At 63.4% G+C, this 13,685-nt stretch carries 13 protein-coding genes; 11 read left to right on the top strand and 2 right to left on the bottom strand.

The window, feature by feature from the left end:
- Window positions 1-189 precede the first annotated feature (189 nt).
- Genes sdhC through sdhA form a run of 3 tightly spaced genes read left to right on the top strand, consistent with a single transcriptional unit; the run spans window position 190 to window position 2,796 of the window.
- Complete coding sequence (sdhC, locus tag ACX0GZ_RS06795) at window positions 190-612, top strand: succinate dehydrogenase, cytochrome b556 subunit (protein WP_458814687.1); 423 nt, start codon at window positions 190-192, stop codon at window positions 610-612.
- 1 nt (window position 613) lies between these two features.
- Entirely contained in the window at window positions 614-997 is a 384-nt protein-coding gene (gene sdhD / locus ACX0GZ_RS06790; RefSeq protein WP_458814685.1) for a succinate dehydrogenase, hydrophobic membrane anchor protein, read from the top strand.
- Window positions 994-2,796, top strand: a complete 1,803-nt coding sequence (gene sdhA / locus ACX0GZ_RS06785; protein ID WP_458814683.1) for a succinate dehydrogenase flavoprotein subunit — start codon at window positions 994-996, stop codon at window positions 2,794-2,796. Before sdhD ends, sdhA begins: the two co-directional genes overlap by 4 nt.
- Window positions 2,797-2,836: 40 nt before the next feature.
- Here sdhA and ACX0GZ_RS06780 read toward each other — a convergent pair whose 3' ends face one another.
- Together ACX0GZ_RS06780 and ACX0GZ_RS06775 are read right to left on the bottom strand one after the other, a co-directional pair.
- A complete protein-coding gene (locus ACX0GZ_RS06780; RefSeq protein WP_458814681.1) occupies window positions 2,837-3,835 on the bottom strand; it encodes an LLM class flavin-dependent oxidoreductase in 999 nt (332 codons plus the stop codon).
- A 149-nt stretch (window positions 3,836-3,984) separates the two neighbouring features.
- Window positions 3,985-4,761 (bottom strand): transglutaminase-like domain-containing protein, encoded by a 777-nt coding sequence (locus ACX0GZ_RS06775; RefSeq protein WP_458814679.1) that lies wholly within the window; start codon window positions 4,759-4,761, stop codon window positions 3,985-3,987.
- 214 nt (window positions 4,762-4,975) lie between these two features.
- Between ACX0GZ_RS06775 and ACX0GZ_RS06770 the strand changes: the two genes are divergently transcribed.
- From ACX0GZ_RS06770 to ACX0GZ_RS06735, 8 genes are all read left to right on the top strand, one after another.
- Window positions 4,976-5,572, top strand: a complete 597-nt coding sequence (locus ACX0GZ_RS06770) for an ATP-dependent Clp protease proteolytic subunit (protein WP_458815252.1) — start codon at window positions 4,976-4,978, stop codon at window positions 5,570-5,572.
- A gap of 113 nt (window positions 5,573-5,685) precedes the next feature.
- Window positions 5,686-6,468: a succinate dehydrogenase iron-sulfur subunit gene (locus ACX0GZ_RS06765; protein WP_458814677.1), complete on the top strand. Its 783-nt coding sequence runs from the start codon at window positions 5,686-5,688 to the stop codon at window positions 6,466-6,468.
- 26 nt (window positions 6,469-6,494) lie between these two features.
- Window positions 6,495-6,953 (top strand): PaaI family thioesterase, encoded by a 459-nt coding sequence (locus tag ACX0GZ_RS06760; RefSeq protein ID WP_458814675.1) that lies wholly within the window; start codon window positions 6,495-6,497, stop codon window positions 6,951-6,953.
- A gap of 25 nt (window positions 6,954-6,978) precedes the next feature.
- Window positions 6,979-8,091 (top strand): cell division protein ZapE, encoded by a 1,113-nt coding sequence (zapE, locus tag ACX0GZ_RS06755; RefSeq protein WP_458814673.1) that lies wholly within the window; start codon window positions 6,979-6,981, stop codon window positions 8,089-8,091.
- Between the two features lie 168 nt (window positions 8,092-8,259).
- Window positions 8,260-9,222 (top strand): malate dehydrogenase, encoded by a 963-nt coding sequence (mdh, locus tag ACX0GZ_RS06750; protein WP_458814671.1) that lies wholly within the window; start codon window positions 8,260-8,262, stop codon window positions 9,220-9,222.
- Window positions 9,215-9,715: a hypothetical protein gene (locus ACX0GZ_RS06745; protein WP_458814669.1), complete on the top strand. Its 501-nt coding sequence runs from the start codon at window positions 9,215-9,217 to the stop codon at window positions 9,713-9,715. The genes mdh and ACX0GZ_RS06745 overlap by 8 nt, the downstream gene beginning before the upstream one ends.
- Complete coding sequence (gene sucD, locus ACX0GZ_RS06740; RefSeq protein ID WP_458814667.1) at window positions 9,712-10,596, top strand: succinate--CoA ligase subunit alpha; 885 nt, start codon at window positions 9,712-9,714, stop codon at window positions 10,594-10,596. Before ACX0GZ_RS06745 ends, sucD begins: the two co-directional genes overlap by 4 nt.
- 104 nt (window positions 10,597-10,700) lie before the next feature.
- Window positions 10,701-13,679 (top strand): 2-oxoglutarate dehydrogenase E1 component, encoded by a 2,979-nt coding sequence (locus tag ACX0GZ_RS06735; RefSeq protein WP_458814665.1) that lies wholly within the window; start codon window positions 10,701-10,703, stop codon window positions 13,677-13,679.
- Window positions 13,680-13,685 lie beyond the last annotated feature (6 nt).

Here is a 13,685-nt window from a genome sequence, read left to right as displayed (position 1 = left end):
CCCAAAATATCCTCTGCGCGCAACGCTGCACGCCGACCTGTGAACCGGTCTATCGCGACATGGGTTAAGGGGTCGTTAGCCAAGGACGGTGTTCCACCCGGTCCGCCATGCCCGCGAAGGCGGGAATGAGTTCATGGTCTTGCATCGGGCGCCCGCGCGTTCCATTAGCGCGAGCGGAAGGAACCCGCCTTGGCATCGACCGCACCCAAACACGCACGCCCGCTTTCGCCGCATCTCGGCATCTACAAATGGGGACCGGCCATGACGGTCTCGATCCTGCACCGGATCACCGGCAGCGGTATGGCGACGGTCGGCACCGTGCTGATGATCTGGTGGCTGGCGGCACTCGCAAGCGGGCCGGCCGCCTATGCGTCGTTTGTCGGATGCTTCACGGTCGAGGGCGGCGGGCTCAACATCCCCGGTTACGTGCTGCTGATCGGCCTGACATTGTCCTTCTTCCAGCATCTGGCGTCGGGCGTGCGCCATTTCGTGCTCGACGCGGGCGCGGGGTATGAACTGAAGGCCAATCGCACCGGTGCGGTGCTGACGATGGTCTTCTCGATCGCTGCAACCGTCGCGCTGTGGGCCTATCTTTTGGTCGGGAAGAACTGACATGGCATCGACAGAACTCGGCCGCGTCCGCGGGCTCGGCTCGGCAAAGCATGGCGCGCATCACTGGTGGACCCAGCGGCTGACCGCCGCCGCCAACCTGATCCTGCTGCCCTGGTTCATCGCCTCGCTGGTGATGCTGCCCGCCTATGATCACGCGACGATGGCGGCATGGATGGGTTCGGCCTGGGTCGCCATTCCGCTCGCCCTGCTGATCGCCAATCTCTTCTATCACATCCGCCTGGGGCTTCAGGTGGTGATCGAGGATTACCAGCATGGCGAGACGCGCATCGTGCTGATGCTGCTCCTCAACGCCTTCGTCTTCATCGCCGCTGCGACCGGTATCTTCTCGGTCCTGCGCATCGCCTTTACCGGAGCCGCCGCATGAGCGACGCCTACAAGATCATCGACCATACGTATGACGCCGTCGTCGTCGGCGCGGGCGGATCGGGCCTGCGCGCCACGATGGGCATCGCCGAGGCGGGCCTGAAGACCGCCTGCATCACCAAGGTATTTCCGACGCGCAGCCACACCGTCGCGGCACAGGGCGGCATCGCCGCGTCGCTCGGCAATATGGGGCCGGACCACTGGACCTGGCACATGTACGATACCGTCAAGGGTTCGGACTGGCTGGGCGATCAGGACGCGATCGAGTATCTGTGCCGCGAAGCGCCGCAGGCGGTGTACGAGCTGGAACATGCCGGCGTGCCGTTCAGCCGCACCGCCGAAGGCAAGATCTACCAGCGCCCGTTCGGCGGCATGATGCAGAATATGGGCGAAGGTCCGCCCGCGCAGCGCACCTGCGCCGCTGCTGACCGCACCGGCCATGCGATGCTCCACGCGCTCTATCAACAGAGCCTGAAATACGACGCCGATTTCTTCATCGAATATTTCGCGCTCGACCTGATCATGGAAAATGGTCAGTGCCGCGGCGTCATCGCGCTCTGCATGGAAGACGGTTCGATCCACCGCTTCCGTTCGCATAGCGTGGTGCTGGCGACGGGCGGCTATGGCCGCGTCTATCAATCGGCGACGTCGGCGCACACTTGCACCGGTGACGGCAATGCGATGGTGCTGCGCGCAGGCCTGCCGCTGCAGGATATGGAATTCGTTCAGTTTCACCCGACCGGCATCTACGGTGCCGGCGTGCTGATCACCGAAGGTGCGCGCGGCGAAGGCGGCTACCTGACCAATTCCGAAGGCGAGCGGTTCATGGAACGCTATGCTCCCTCGGCCAAGGATCTCGCCAGCCGCGACGTCGTGTCACGGTCGATGGCGATGGAAATCCGCGAAGGCCGCGGCGTCGGCAAGGAGAAGGATCATATCTACCTTCACCTCGACCATATCGACCCAGCCGTGCTGCACGAACGGCTGCCGGGCATCACCGAGACCGGCAAGGTGTTTGCGGGCGTCGACCTGACGCGCCAGCCGCTCCCCGTCGTCCCCACCGTCCATTACAATATGGGCGGCATCCCGACCAATTATCACGGCGAGGTCGTCCATCTGAAGGATGGCAACCCCGACACCGTCGTCCCCGGCCTCTACGCTGTCGGCGAAGCGGCCTGCGTGTCGGTGCACGGCGCCAACCGCCTGGGTTCGAACAGCCTGATCGATCTCGTCGTGTTCGGCCGTGCGACGGGCCTTCGGATCAAGGAGACGCTGAAACCCGGCACCAGCCACAACCCGCTGCCCAAGGGCTCGGAAGAACTGGCGATCGGTCGCCTCGACCATTTCCGCAACGCGAGCGGCGGCACGCCCACCGCGCAGCTTCGCGACCGGATGCAGAAGACGATGCAGAAGCACGCCGCCGTGTTCCGCACCGACGAGCTGATGCAGGAAGGCATCAAGCAGATGGACGCGACCTATGCGGGGCTTCAGGACGTTCACGTCACCGACAAATCGCTGATCTGGAACACCGATCTGGTCGAGACGCTGGAGCTCGACAATCTGATGGGCCAGGCGCTGGTGACCATCCGCTCGGCCGCCAACCGCAAGGAATCCCGCGGCGCACATATGCACGAGGACTTCCCCGATCGTCACGACGACGAATGGATGAAGCACACCATTTCGACCTTCGACGGCTGGGGCGGCAAGGGTGGCGAAACCAAGATCGAATACCGCCCGGTCCACGAATATACGCTCACCGACGACGTGGATTACATCAAGCCGAAGAAGCGGGTGTACTAACCGCGACTCTTTACCCAGTGATTGAAACGGCGCGAGTAGCTCAGGCTGCTTGCGCCGTTTCATTTAGAACCTGTGCCGCGATCGCCAGGCTGCGCTTGCGCGCTTCGTGGTCGTAGATTGAGCTGACCAAGATCAGTTCGTCCGCTTGGGTTCGATCGATGAAGCGCGAAAGGCGTTCCCTCACCTTGGCAGGGCCACCGATCGCGGAACAGGACAGCACACCGTCGAGCATCATCCGCGCCTGTGGAGGTAGCGTATCGAGATAACCGCGGATGGGTGGCTTCATCTTGCCGGGCTGGCCGGTGCGCAGCGCGACGAAACTTTGCTGCATCGAAGTGGCGAGCAACTCGCCCTCCTCGTCGGTGTCGGCGGCGAAGACGTTGAACCCGGCCATCGCATAGGGCTTGTCGAGCGCCGCGCTGGGACGGAAATCGCGACGGTAAATGGCCAGCGCATCGTCAAGCATCTGCGGCGCAAAATGTGACGCGAACGCATAAGGCAGGCCGAGCGCCGCCGCCAGTTGCGCGCCGAACGTGCTGGAACCCAGAATGTAGAGCGGCACATTGGCCCCTGCCCCCGGTGTGGCGCGAATTCCGGTCTGGCCGTCATCCGCGAAATAGCTCTGCAACTCCATCACGTCGCGCGGGAAGGCGTTGGGATCGGTGTCGAGATTACGGCGCATCGCCTGCGCCACGCGTTGATCCGATCCGGGGGCGCGACCCAGCCCCAAATCGATCCGTCCCGGATAAAGCGCATCCAGGGTCCCGAACTGTTCGGCGATCGTCAGCGGTGCATGATTGGGCAGCATGATCCCGCCAGCCCCGACGCGAATGGTCGAAGTCTTGCCCGCGACATGACCGATCACGACCGCGGTCGCGGCGCTGGCGATCCCCTCCATCCCGTGATGCTCGGCCATCCAGTAGCGGGTGTAGCCCAGTGTCTCGGCGTGAGCCGCCAGATCGGCGGCACGCGCCATCGCGTCGGGGACGTCAGATCCTTCGAGGACGGGGACTAGGTCGAGCAGGGAATAGGCTGTCATGATCTAAAGATAGGAAGTCGGTTGCGGATCGAAACCCTGTTGATCCGCACTCTCTCTCCGTTCGTTCGAGCGAAGTCGAGAAACCTCCGCGAACGCTTGGGTAACGTTTCTCGACTTCGCTCGAAACGAACGGGAATGGGCGCGGAATTTTAGACCCGCTCAACCCATACCTGCTGGTTGACGAATTCGGACGTCCCGTATGCGGTCATGAACGCGACATCCGCCGCGTCGCGCCCGACCCCGATCTTGGCGATCGTATCGGGGCTGGCCATGCCGGTTGCATCGACGAGGTTCCACTGTCCGCCCAGGAACACTTCCGCGACCGCATGGAAATCCTGCGGCGTGACGTCGGGCGCATAGACGCTGGCGATGCGCGCGGGGATGCCGCACGCGCGGGTCAGCGTCACCACGACATGCGCGAAATCGCGGCACACGCCCTTGCGCTGGACAAAGGTCTCAAGCGCTGTGGTGGAACCCGTGCTCGAGCCCGAGACATAGGCGATATTGTCCGCGACGAATTGCCGGATCGCCTCCACCCGGTGTCCGCCTTCAAGCCCCGCAAACTCGGTTTCGACGAAGCTTTCGAAAAAGTCGCTGGGGCAATAGCGTGACGGCATCAGATATTCGATCGTCTCGCCGGGCAGCAGATGCGGCTCGACCCGCGCCAGATCGGTCAGGTCGGCCAGCACGCGGCATACCTCGACCGTTGCCTGGTAATCCACCGTCAGACGGTCTTCCACGCGCAACCAGATCCGGTCACCGATCTGGTCATGGCCCGCGACCCGCGCGAACGACTGGTTGAGGGACAAGTTGATATGCGCCGATTCGACCCGCTGTTCGGGGATCATCGCGGCTTCGACCTGAAGCAGGACGTCGGTCGGCTGCTCGAACTTGTAATCGAGCCGGGTATGGATGCTGAGTTTCATCGCCCCCGAACGAAGCCGGATGCCGCCGGGTCCATGCCCGAAAAAAGAAAGATCGGGCCTGTTCGCAGCGCGGCAAAATCGCCAGTCTGGACCGGAACCCCGCGCGCTTAACAAGGGTTAGCCATTCATGACCGACAGCCTGCCGATCGCCCCGCCGAACCGCCCCATCCCAGACCCCACCCGTGGCTCGTCCCGGGAAGGTCCGGCCAAACCGATGCGCCGCGATGACGGGCCGAACGGCAGCGACAGCACCGACCCGCGTGCCTATCCGCTGCTCGCCAATCCGCATGTCGTCCTGTCCGGCACGGTGGATTACGCGATGTATAAAAGCTTCCGCGATCAAATCTGCAGCGTGCCACCAGAGGGTACGTTGGTGCTCACCCTCTCCTCGCTGGGCGGCGACCCGGAAGTTGCGCGGCTGATGGGCGACGAAGTGCGGCTGCTGACCGAATATGACGGTCGCGAAATCCTGTTCCTGGGAAAAGCCGTCGTCTATTCGGCGGCGGCGACCTTCATGGCCAATTTCCCCGCCGACAAACGTTTCCTGACCCGTGGCACGCGGCTGATGATCCACGAACGCCAGATGACCAAGACGATCAATCTTTCCGGGCCGCTCAAAACGTTGACGGCCACGCTCAAAGCGACGCTCCACGAAATCGAGCATTCGATCAAAATCGAGGAAGAGGGTTTTGCAAAGCTCGTCGAAGGCACCCGCATGGATTTGGACGAAGTGCGGCGCCGCGCTCCCGAAAACTGGTACATCGATGCAGAGGAAGCGCGTGACCTTGGGCTGGTGCTCGACGTGATCTGACCATCAGCCGAGCCTTGCGACACTCGCCCAACCATGCGACTGGCCTCTGCAAGGCTTGACTGGCGCCGGAATCGCGCCAAATCGGCTTTGCGACGAAGGACGGAACCCAAGAAATGGCCGAATTCACCCTGCCGAAGAACAGCGTCATCAAAAAGGGCAAGGCGCATGCCGCCCCCGCCGACGCCAAACGGGTGAAGAAGTTCAAGATTTATCGCTACGATCCCGACACGGGTGAAAACCCGCGCTACGATAATTTCGAGGTCGATCTCGACGATTGCGGACCGATGGTGCTCGACGCGCTCATCAAGATCAAATCCGACGTCGATCCCTCGCTCACCTTCCGCCGCTCATGCCGCGAAGGCATTTGCGGATCATGCTCGATGAACATGGGCGGCAAGAACGGCCTGGCCTGCACCACCGCGATCGAGGACATCAAGGGCGAGGTTCAGGTCACGCCGCTGCCGCACATGGCGGTGGTCAAGGATCTGGTCCCCGACTTCACCCATTTCTACGCGCAATATTCCTCGATCCAGCCCTGGCTGAAGACCGAGACGCCGACGCCCTCGGGCAAGGAACGGCTGCAATCGCCCGAGGATCGTGCCAAGCTCGACGGGCTTTACGAATGCATCCTGTGCGCCTGCTGCTCGACCTCGTGCCCCAGCTATTGGTGGAACAGCGACAAGTTCCTGGGGCCGGCGATCCTGCTTCAGGCGTATCGCTGGTTGGCCGACAGCCGCGACGAACATACCGGCGAGCGGCTTGACGAACTGGAGGATCCGTTCCGCCTGTATCGCTGCCACACCATCATGAACTGTGCGAACGCATGCCCCAAGGGCCTGAACCCGGCCAAGGCGATCGCCGAGACCAAGAAGATGATGGTCGAGCGCCAGGGTTGAGCGATCTGTCGTTGAATGATCATGCTTTGAGCGACGACAGCACCACCAAGCGGTTCCGCTTCGCCGAGGATCCCGACCTCCCCGGCTGGAACCGCTGGCAATTGGCGGACGAGACGCGGTTCAACGAGTTTCTGGGGCCGCTGCACGTCCGGGTCGAAGGCGGCATCGCGCGCGTGCGGATGGTCCCGCAACGCATCCATTCGAATCTGGCCGATAACATCCATGGCGGCGCGATTTTGGGGTTCATCGACGTCGCGCTGTTCGGTGCCGCGCGGGGGCTGGGCGTGCTGGTCGCAGGCGGTGCGCAGACGCTGGATCTGTCGACGCAGTTCATCGCCGGTGCGCGGTATGACCAGCCGATCGAGGCGCATGTCGAGTTGCTTCGCGAGACCGGCCGGTTCCTCTTCATGCGCGGACTGGTGAAGCAGGACGAGACGGCGATCGCGAGCTTCACCGCGACCGTGCGGAAACCTTCGAGACCATGATTTCGATACCGCTCGCGCGGATACGATGAGCCGTATCGCCACCACCTACGCCGCGCTGGTCGCTGCGGGCGAACTGCGTCCCGACCCCGAGCAACAGGCCGCCGCCGCCCGCCTCGACCAGCTCGCCGCTGAACTGGAAGCCACGCCCAAACGCGGCTCCGTCCTGTGGCGCATGCTCGGCAAGGCACCCGAACCGCCGCGCGGCATCTATCTGTGGGGCGATGTCGGGCGCGGCAAATCGATGCTGATGGACCTGTTCTACGACCAGCTTCAGGTCCGCCGAAAGCGCCGCGTCCATTTCCACGCCTTCATGCTCGAAGTGCACAGTCGCATCGCCGCCGAGCGCGAAACGCAGACCGGCAACCCCATCCCGCCGGTCGCCGAGGCGATGGTCGCGGATGCGCGACTGCTCGCCTTCGACGAACTGGTCGTCAACAACATGGCCGACGCCGCAATCCTGTCGCGGCTGTTTGCCGAATTGTTCGACCGCGGCGTGACGATCGTCGCTACCTCCAACCGCCCGCCGGTCGATCTCTACAAGGACGGCCTCAACCGCGAACTCTTTCTGCCGTTCATCGACCTGTTGGGCGAGCGGATGGACGTGCTGGCGCTCAACGGCCCGGTCGATTACCGGCTCGACCGGCTCGGGCGGATGGACACCTGGCTGGTACCCAACGGGCCGGAGGCGACCGCCGCGCTGTCCGCTGCCTTCTTCCGCCTCACCGACTATCCGCCCGAGGATGGCGCACATGTTCCGTCACTGGAACTGCAAGTGGGCAAGGCACGAGCGCTGACCGTGCCCAAGGCGCTGAAAGGCGTGGCGGTGTTCAGCTTCAAGAAATTGTGCGGAGAGGCGAGGGGCGCACCGGATTACCTCGCCATCGCGCGGCGGTTCCATACCGTCATCCTGGTCGGCATCCCCAAACTAGGCCCCGAAAACCGCAACGAAGCCGCGCGGTTCGTAACGCTGATCGACGCGCTCTACGAGCATAAGGTCAAACTCCTCGCCGCCGCCGACGCCCCGCCCGAGACGCTGTACGAAGCAGGCGACGGGCGCTTCGAATTCCAGCGAACTGTAAGCCGGTTGAACGAAATGCGCTCCGAGGACTATCTGGCGAAGGGCCACGGGGCGATCTAATCAACCCCTAAATGCACCTGCGAATTAGTTGCAAAAATAAAGTTTAACCCCTCCCCTTCTATGGTTGTCTCCGGACGCGAAAACGCTTAAGTCGCGGCCCGAACGCGGTGGCCGCGCCCGGCAATGCCGCTCTTGTGCGCGCACGATTTGCGCAGTTGAGGAGACATGATGGCCCGCAAGAAGATTGCCCTTATCGGCTCCGGCATGATCGGCGGCACGCTCGCCCATCTCGCCGCCATCCGCGAAATGGGCGACATCGTCCTGTTCGACATCGCCGAGGGCATTCCGCAGGGCAAGGCGCTCGACCTGGCGCAATCGGGCCCGGTCGAAGGCTTCGACGTCGAGTTGAAGGGCGCGAACTCCTACGAAGACATTGCGGGCGCGGACGTGTGCATCGTCACAGCCGGGGTGCCACGCAAGCCCGGCATGAGCCGCGACGACCTGCTGGGCATCAACCTGAAGGTGATGAAGGCGGTCGGCGAAGGCATCGCCCAACATGCGCCCGATGCGTTCGTCATCTGCATCACCAACCCGCTCGACGCGATGGTATGGGCGCTGCGCGAATTTTCCGGCCTGCCCCACCAGAAGGTGGTCGGCATGGCGGGTGTGCTCGATTCGGCGCGCTTCCGGCATTTCCTGGCGGACGAATTCAAGGTGTCGGTGGAGGATGTTACCGCCTTCGTGCTTGGCGGGCACGGCGACACGATGGTCCCGGTGATCGAATATTCGACCGTCGCGGGCATCCCTGTCCCCGACCTCATCAAGATGGGCTGGTCGACGCAGGAGCGCATCGACGCGATCGTTCAGCGCACCCGTTCGGGCGGCGGCGAGATTGTCGGGCTGCTCAAGACCGGCAGCGCCTATTATGCGCCCGCCACCTCTGCGATCGCGATGGCCGAAAGCTATCTCAAGGACAAGAAGCGGCTGCTGCCCTGCGCCGCGCATCTGACCGGCCAATACGGTGTGGACGACATGTATGTCGGCGTGCCGATCGTCATTGGTGCCGAAGGGGTGGAGCGAATCGTCGAGATCGAGTTGAACGAAAGCGCCAAGGCGAATTTCGACGTCTCGGTCGATGCGGTCAAGGAACTGGTCAAGGCGTGCAAGGACATCGACGGCAGCCTTGCTTAACCCCGCCGCCTTTGCCCTGCCCGTTTTGGTCATCGCCCATCCGGCATTTGCTCAGACCCAGCAGTTAAAGCCCGCGCCGATTGACCAGATCGTGTCGGCGGTTGACGCGTGCATGGCCGCCACCTCCGTAGCGGGTGTGGATGGCACGGTGCTGGAAGGTCAGGGTTGGGCAATGGGCTCGGTCACCGCCGACGGGAAACCGGTGCAAACCGAACTGGCATTTTACGGCAGAGCAGATAGCAATGTCGTCATCGTCAGCACACCGGAATCCCCCTTCCCGGCATGCACGGCAATGGCTCGAGTTCGGCGCGCGGCTGAGGTTGAGGCCGTGGCAGATGGCATTAGCGCGACGACTGGTTCGCAGCCGGCATCACGCGAGACTGATCAGAGTTTCTGGCTGAAAAGGCCACTAGTCATTCATTTAGCGACTACCGGAACGCGTGAAAAGCCTGCGGTCCGCGTTGGAGTCGTTGCGACGAAGGAGAAGAAATGAGCATTCTCGTCAACAAGAACACCAAGGTCATCACCCAAGGGATGACCGGGGAAACCGGCAGCTTCCACACCCAGGCGGCGCTCGATTACGGCACGCAGATGGTTGGCGGCGTGACGCCGGGCAAGGGAGGAACGACGCATCTCGGCCTGCCGGTGTTCAACACCGTGGCCGAAGCCAAGTCGAAGACCGGTGCGGATGCGTCGGTGATCTATGTGCCGCCGCCCTTCGCCGCGGACTCGATCCTCGAGGCGATCGACGCGGAAATCCCGCTGATCGTCGCGATCACCGAGGGCATTCCGGTGCTCGACATGGTCAAGGTGAAGCGCGCGCTATCGGGTTCCAAGTCGCGGCTGATCGGCCCGAACTGTCCCGGCGTGCTGACGCCGGGCGAGTGCAAGATCGGCATCATGCCCGGCTCGATCTTCTCCAAGGGCTCGGTCGGCGTCGTGTCGCGCTCGGGCACGCTGACCTATGAAGCGGTGTTCCAGACGACCAATGCAGGGCTGGGCCAGACCACGGCTGTCGGCATCGGCGGCGATCCGGTCAACGGCACCAACTTCATCGACGTGCTCGAACTGTTCCTGGCCGACGACGCGACCGAGTCGATCATCATGATCGGCGAAATCGGCGGTGACGCCGAGGAGCAGGCCGCACAGTTCCTGATCGACGAAGCCAAGCGCGGCCGCAAGAAGCCGATGGCCGGGTTCATCGCGGGCCGCACGGCACCTCCGGGCAGGCGCATGGGCCATGCCGGCGCGATCGTGTCGGGCGGCAAAGGCGACGCGGAAAGCAAGATCGCTGCGATGGAAGAAGCCGGCATCAAGGTGTCGGAATCGCCCAGCCTGCTGGGCGAAACGCTGGTGAGCGTGTTGAAGGGTTGAGCGTAAACCCGTGTCCCCGCGAAGGCGGGGACCCAGGGCACGGGGCGGTACGCCCGTGACTCTGGGCTCCCGCTTTCGCGGGAGCACTGCGGAGTGAGTGTGTGATGGGTTACGAAAGCCAGGATTTTGCCGAGATCGCAGGCGGGGTGAGCCCTGCCTTCGTCGAGACGCTGTACGCGCGCTACAAATCCGATCCGGCTTCGGTCGAAGCGGGCTGGCGTGAATGGTTTGACGGGCTGGAGGGCGCGGTGACGGGTCCTAGCTGGGCGAACAAGCACTGGCCGCTGACCGATACCGACGCGCTGACCGCCGCGCTCGATCCGACGCAGATGGAGCCCGCGCCCAAGCCCGCAAAGGGCGGCGCTCTTGCCAAGGCGACCGCCCCTGCCCCCTCCACCGATGACATCGCCAAGGCAGCCGGCGATTCGATCCGCGCGATGATGCTGATCCGCACCTATCGCGTGCGTGGGCATTTGGCCGCCAATCTCGATCCGCTGGGGCTTTCCAAGCGCGAGATGCCCGAGGATCTGAAGACCGAATATCACGGCTTTCCCGACAGCGACATCGACCGCCCGGTCTATCTGGGCGGCGCGATGGGCCTCCAAACCGCGACGATCCGCGATCTGGTCAACATTTTGCGCAAGAATTACTGCGGCAATGTCGGCCTGGAATATATGCACATCGCCGATGTCGATGAGCGGCGGTTCCTGCAGGACCGGATCGAGGGGCAGGACAAGGCCATCGACTTCACGCCCGAGGGCAAAAAGGCGATCCTGAACAAGGTCATCCAAGCCGAGCAGTGGGAGAAATTTCTCAGCAAGAAATATGTCGGGACCAAGCGCTTCGGTCTCGACGGCGGCGAAGCGATGATCCCGGCGATGGAAGCGATCATCAAATATGGCGGCGCGATGGGCGTGCGCGAGATCGTGTACGGCATGGCGCATCGCGGACGGCTGAACATGCTCGCCAATGTGATGGCCAAGCCGTTCAAGGTGATCTTCCACGAATTCGCGGGCGGCTCCGCCAATCCGGATGACATCGGTGGATCGGGCGACGTCAAATATCACCTCGGCACCTCCACCGACCGCGAATTCGACGGGCATTCGGTGCATATGTCGCTGGTCGCCAACCCCTCGCACCTCGAAGCGGTCAATCCGGTGGTGCTGGGCAAGGTCCGCGCGATTCAGACGTTCCGCGACGATCTGAAAGATCACGATCAGGCGCTACCGGTGCTGATCCACGGCGACGCGGCGTTCGCGGGTCAGGGAATCGTGTGGGAATGCCTCGGCTTCTCGGGCATCCGTGGCTACAATACCGGCGGCTGCATTCATTTCGTCATCAACAACCAGGTCGGTTTCACGACCTCGCCCCAGTTCGCGCGCTCCTCGCCCTATCCGTCGGACGTGGCCAAGGGGGTTCAGGCGCCGATTCTCCACGTCAACGGCGACGATCCCGAAGCGGTGACGTTCGCCTGCAAGATGGCGATCGAATTCCGCCAGAAATTCCACCGCGATGTCGTTATCGACATGTGGTGCTACCGCCGCTTCGGCCATAACGAAGGCGACGAGCCGAGCTTCACCCAGCCGCTGATGTACAAGGCGATCCGCAAGCATCCGCCGGTCAGCGCGGTCTATGCGAAGACCCTGATCGAAAAGGGCGTGATCGACGACGGTTTCGTCGGCACCCAGGAAAAGGCGATCAACGACACGCTCGAGGCCGATTTCAAGGCGGCCGAAAGCTACAAGGCGAACAAGGCCGACTGGTTCGCCGGTCGCTGGTCGGGGCTGTCGATCCCGGTCGAGGACGAAACCGCGCGCCGCAACATGGAAACGGGGATCGAACGCAAACTGTTCGATTCGCTCGGCCGCACGCTGACGACGGTTCCCGACGAGCTGAGCATCCACAAGACGCTGGGCCGCGTCATCGACGCCAAGCGCACGATGTTCGAAAGCGGCGAAGGAATCGACTGGGCGACCGGCGAGGCGCTTGCCTTCGGATCGCTACTGTCCGAAGGCTATGGCGTCCGCCTGTCGGGCCAGGATTCGGGCCGCGGCACGTTCAGCCAGCGCCACGCCGTCTGGGTCGATCAGGAAACCGAGCGCAAATATGTGCCGCTGAACGAGATCCCGCATGGCCGGTTCGAGGTGCTCGATTCGCCCTTGAGCGAATATGGCGTGCTCGGCTTCGAATATGGCTATGCGCTCGCCGACCCCAAGGCGCTGGTGCTGTGGGAGGCGCAGTTCGGCGATTTCGTCAACGGCGCGCAGATCATGATCGACCAGTTCATCGCGAGCGGCGAAGCCAAGTGGCTGCGCGCCAACGGCCTCGTCATGCTGCTGCCGCACGGTTACGAAGGACAAGGGCCGGAGCACAGCTCGGCACGGCCCGAACGGATGCTGCAACTGTGCGCGCAGGACAATATGCAGGTCGCCAACTGCACCACGCCTGCCAATTTCTTCCACCTGTTGCGCCGCCAGATGCACCGCAATTTCCGCAAGCCCCTGGTAGTGATGACGCCCAAATCGCTGCTGCGGCACAAGCTGGCGGTTTCGAAGGCAGCGGACTTCACCGGCGACAGCCATTTCAAGCGCATCCTGTCCGACACCAACGGCGCGGCGGATGCGGAGACCAAGCGGCTGGTGCTGTGTTCGGGCAAGGTCGCCTACGACCTGATCGAGGCGCGCAACGCGGCGGGCGACCAACACACCCAGATCGTTCGCATCGAACAGCTCTATCCCTTCCCCGGCGACCCGCTGGCCGTCCGCATCAAGCGCATGACCAATCTGGAAGAAGTCGTGTGGGCGCAGGAAGAGCCGAAGAACAACGGTTCGTGGTTCTTCGTCGAGCCGCTGATCGAGGAAGCGCTGGCCGCGGCCGGAACGCGTGTCCAGCGCGCGCGCTATGCGGGCCGTGCGGCATCCGCTTCGCCCGCCACCGGCCTGATGAAGCGCCACCAGGCCGAGCAAGGCGCGCTGATCGCCGACGCGCTGGGGCATAATGTGCGCGAGGAAATCCGCCGCGCGCGCCAGACCGAAGACCAGAAGACCGCAGGCAAAAGCGTTTCAGGTAAAGCTGGCGCCTGACAGGAG

This window comes from Sphingomonas aestuarii, assembly GCF_054457155.1.
This window is presented reverse-complemented; position numbering and strand designations above follow the sequence as displayed.